Source organism: Flavobacterium rarum (SeqCode) (assembly GCF_965234445.1).
In the GTDB taxonomy this organism is placed as follows: domain Bacteria; phylum Bacteroidota; class Bacteroidia; order Flavobacteriales; family Flavobacteriaceae; genus Flavobacterium; species Flavobacterium rarum.
Genome location: NZ_OZ248497.1, coordinates 1 through 4,635 on the forward strand (window position 1 = coordinate 1; position 4,635 = coordinate 4,635).

Genomic DNA, 4,635 nt, shown 5'->3' on the forward strand with positions numbered 1-4,635 from the left:
GGCATAAACACGCTATACAGGCTGGTTCTTGACCGCCTTTGTAGGACAAAATTAAACAATAAAAGTGATTCAAGTGAAATAAACCCAAAATAAAAGACATAGGGTTATAAGAATAAATGAAACAATAAAAACAATAATCTTAAAGATTACCCGAGGTCCTTTTTTGAAATAAAAATTATTTTTTAATTGGAAATCAACACAGAATCTATCGGGATTGCTAAGGAATTATTTTTTGAGAAAGTATTGGAGAAAAAGAACGAGTAGATTGGATTATTTTAAAAGCAGTAATGGTATTCCACTCATTAATTCGTTTTTTAAATCTTTGTTAACCAAAATAAAAACTTTAATTTAGCACTTTAATAATTATACAATAAAAACAATGAAAAATACTGCTTTAACGCACATACACGAGGGTTTGGGAGCGAAAATGCTACCGTTTGCTGGATACAACATGCCAATTCTTTATGAAGGGGTAAATGCAGAACACGAAACGGTTCGAAATGCAGTAGGTGTTTTTGATGTATCTCATATGGGTGAATTTCTACTTTCGGGTCCAAATGCATTAGCTTTGATTCAAAAAGTAACATCCAATGATGCAGCAACTTTAACAATTGGAAGAGCGCAGTATTCTTGTTTACCAAATAATGACGGAGGTATTGTAGATGATTTAATTATCTATAAAATGAAAGAAGAAGTCTATTTATTGGTAGTAAATGCTTCAAATATTGACAAAGATTGGGACTGGATTTCGGCTCATAATGATTTAGGTGTTGAAATGAGAAATCTATCCGATGACTATTCTTTATTGGCCATTCAAGGTCCAAAAGCGGTTGAGGCTATGCAGTCATTATCTTCAATTGATTTATCTGCCATTGCTTATTATCACTTTGAAGTAGCTGACTTTGCAGGTTTAGACAATGTAATAATTTCGGCAACTGGATATACCGGATCTGGAGGTTTTGAAATTTATTGCAAAAATGAAGATGCAGAAACCATTTGGAACAAAGTTTTTGAAGCAGGTGCCTCTTATGGAATTAAACCTATTGGACTGGCTGCACGTGATACATTACGTCTGGAAATGGGATTCTGTTTGTACGGAAACGACATCAATGACACTACTTCACCACTTGAAGCAGGATTGGGATGGATTACCAAATTCAATAAAGATTTTACCAATTCTGATAATTTAAAAAAGCAAAAAGAAACGGGTGTAACCAAAAAATTAATAGCTTTTGAAATGCAAGAACGATCAGTGCCAAGACATGATTACGAAATAGTTGATGCAAATGGCTCTGTTATTGGAATAGTTACATCTGGAACTATGTCTCCTTCTATGAACAAAGGAATTGGTTTAGGTTATGTAACTACTGAAAACAGTACAATTGACAGTGCTATTTTTATTAGAATTAGAAAAAATGATGTAGCCGCAAAAGTGGTAAAGCTCCCTTTTTATAAAAAATAAGTAAGTATATGAAGAAAATCACATTAGTACTTTTGTTTTCCACATTTTCACTATTTTCACAAAACAGTGATACTAGTTGTGATATTTTATTCAAAATAAACAAATTACTCCAAAAGGAACATTATAATCCTAAGCCGGTAAACGATAGTTTATCGGCTTATGTATTTACCGAATTGTTGAATAATCTTGATCCCTCAAGAAATATATTATTAAAATCACAAGCAGATTCTCTTTCCAATAAATACCGATTTCAACTGGATGACCTAATCTTGAAAAAAGATTGTTCTTTTTTAAATGAAATAAAAAAAGAATACAAAAAAGGGTTGTTAAGAAACAAGGTTGCACTAGAAAAATTAAATACTCAAACTATAAATTTCGAAACAAAAGATACCATTCGTTTCAAACAGAAAAACTTTGGCTTTTATCTTAAGGAAAATGACATCGATAAAGCTTGGAATAAAAAAATTCGTTACGAAATTTATTCTGATGTCTCCAGTAGAAGTAAGAATCTAGATTCTTTGAAACTTCATTTTAACGCGATGAGTTTAAAATCAAAAAAAACAATCATAGATAATGAACTTTGCAAAATCAATGCTTCTCTGACTAATGACAAATCATTTGAGGATTCCTTTTTTAATATTTTTTGCGAATATTTTGATCCGCACACCAATTATTTCAGTAATGACACTAAATCCAGCTTTGTATCTACTTTGTCCAAAGAGAAACTTTCACTTGGATTAAATGTAACATTAAACGATAAAAATCAGATAATAGTTCAAGAAATCGACCCAAACGGGCCAGCATTTAAAACAGGTAAAATAAAAAAAGGAGATCAAATAATTGCAATTTCTAATCAAAAAGAGACATTGGAAGTATCTTGTTATTCAATTGATGCAATAGCTACTTTAATGTCATCAGAATTAAACAAAACAATAACACTTACAATAAAAAGAAATTCTAGTAAGAGTTTTAAAGTAAGTGTCGAAAAACAAATTTTAAAAGACGAAGAAAACACGGTTTATAGTTTTATAATTGATGAGAAAATAAAAATTGGATATATAAAAATACCCAGTTTCTACTCTGATTTTGAAGGTGGCAACAGTAAAGGATGTGCCCAAGATGTAGCCAAGGAAACCCTAAAATTAATGAAAGATAACATCAAAGGAATGGTGCTTGATTTAACAGACAATGGCGGTGGATCTATGGAAGAAGCAGTAAAACTAGCTGGATTATTTATAGATTATGGTCCAATATCTATTGTAGTTGATAATAAAAAAAGACTTTCTGTTATTAATGACCCATACAAAGGTGTAATTTATAAAGGTCCAATAGTTATTATAATCAATGGAAATTCGGCATCTGCGAGTGAATTTTTTGCCTCAATTATGCAAGATTACAATAGAGCTCTTTTAATTGGAAGTACTTCATTAGGAAAAGCAACCATGCAAACAATCGTCCCATTAGAAAAAGACGATGACCAACATTTTGTAAAACTAACTATTAGTAAATTTTATAGAATAACTGGAAAAAGTCATCAAGCTAAAGGTGTAATCCCAGATGTACAAATCCCAACTATATACCAAGATGTATTGCAAAAAGAAAGTGAATTTCCAACCGCTTTAAAAAATGACAGCTTAAATACACGTGTTCGTTTTTCTCCTTACGTAAGCAATCAATTAATTGAATCACTTGCTAAAAAAAGCAGGACTAGAGTCGCACAAAATTCATATTTCAATTCCATTAAAGACTTTAACTTAAAGATTGATACTGTTTTAAGAAAATCAAAAATAGAAATACCAATGACCTTGGATTCGGTATTTGAAAATCAAAATAGCTTAAATTTATTATCCGAAGATATAACTAACTTAAGATCAAACGATTTAAATATGGATGTATCCAATTCAGAATATAATAAATCCTTACTTATTAATTACCCGACATTAATTGAATATAATAAAATGCAACTTGAGAATTTAAGATCCAACCAATATCTAAATGAAGCAATATTTATTATAGACGATTACAAAGAATTAAAACACAACAGAACAAATTAATTACTCTATTTTCAAAAAGATTTTCCAATGGCTTTTGGAAAAATAAGGAATAGCTGTATTTTTGCAATTCAAAATAACAAAAAGAAATGGGAAGAGCATTTGAGTTTAGAAAAGGAAGAAAAATGAAACGTTGGTCAGCAATGGCGAAAGCATTTACCAGAATTGGTAAAGATATTGTAATGGCCGTTAAAGAAGGTGGACCAAATCCAGAAGCCAATTCTAGATTGAGAGCCGTAATACAAAACTCTAAGGCTGCCAACATGCCAAAAGAGAATGTAGAGCGTGCAATTAAAAAAGCAATAGACAAAGATACCGCCAACTATAAAGAAGTCTTATTTGAAGGTTATGCGCCTCATGGAATAGCTTTATTAATCGAAACAGCAACTGATAATAATAACAGAACCGTTGCCAATGTAAGAAGTTATTTCAACAAATGCAATGGAACTATGGGAACCCAAGGATCTGTAGAATTTATGTTTGATCATACTTGTAACTTTAGAATTCCTGCAAAAGGAATGGATCCTGAAGAATTGGAATTGGAGTTAATCGACTTTGGTGCTGAAGAAGTTTTTGAAGACGAAGACGGTATACTAATCTATGCTCCTTTTGGTAGTTTTGGAACCATCCAAAAAGAACTTGAAAACAGAAACATCGAAATCCTTTCTTCTGGTTTTGAAAGGATCCCTCAAATCACCAAAAAACTAACAGAAGCTGAAATGGCTGATGTTGAAAAATTAATTGAAAAAATGGAAGAAGATGATGATGTAATGAACGTTTATCATACAATGGAAGAGTAGATTGAATTTTTGATCTACACTTTTCAGATTTAAGATATTAAACCTAAAAACTCCAGAGCAATCTGGAGTTTTTTATTTTTACTAAAAATATAAGGCTCACGTAAAAAATATGGGGAGAAGTCTTAAATTTGAATAAAAAACAAATGGATTTTTCAATATTTTCTTCCTTTTTACCTGAGGGATTATTATCTCATTTTGACATTGTTGATTTCAAAGAATTAGGGGATTTACAAACAAAAAAAGATTGTTTTTATATTTATTTAGACGAAAAAAATATTCTTCCAAAAGAATATAATTCTAATGAATTTGAATCAAAAGGATT

The 4,635-nt window shown here is 30.7% G+C and carries 3 protein-coding genes; all 3 read left to right on the forward strand.

Annotated features, from left to right (window positions below):
- Positions 1 to 379 precede the first annotated feature (379 nt).
- Positions 380 to 1,462, forward strand: a complete 1,083-nt coding sequence (gcvT, locus tag AC8GF4_RS10815; RefSeq protein ID WP_506594604.1) for a glycine cleavage system aminomethyltransferase GcvT — start codon at positions 380 to 382, stop codon at positions 1,460 to 1,462.
- An 8-nt stretch (positions 1,463 to 1,470) separates the two neighbouring features.
- Entirely contained in the window at positions 1,471 to 3,516 is a 2,046-nt protein-coding gene (locus tag AC8GF4_RS10820; RefSeq protein WP_506594606.1) for a S41 family peptidase, read from the forward strand.
- An 86-nt stretch (positions 3,517 to 3,602) separates the two neighbouring features.
- Positions 3,603 to 4,313, forward strand: coding sequence for a YebC/PmpR family DNA-binding transcriptional regulator (locus AC8GF4_RS10825; protein WP_116762873.1), 711 nt, complete (start codon positions 3,603 to 3,605; stop codon positions 4,311 to 4,313).
- The last annotated feature ends 322 nt before the right edge of the window (positions 4,314 to 4,635 follow it).

What these genes read in the sequence shown, in the direction of transcription:
- AC8GF4_RS10825 (WP_116762873.1), top strand. Translation starts at nt 3,603, where the DNA reads ATGGGAAGAGCATTTGAGTTTAGAAAAGGAAGAAAAATGAAACGTTGG.
- gcvT (WP_506594604.1), top strand. Translation starts at nt 380, where the DNA reads ATGAAAAATACTGCTTTAACGCACATACACGAGGGTTTGGGAGCGAAA.
- AC8GF4_RS10820 (WP_506594606.1), top strand. Translation starts at nt 1,471, where the DNA reads ATGAAGAAAATCACATTAGTACTTTTGTTTTCCACATTTTCACTATTT.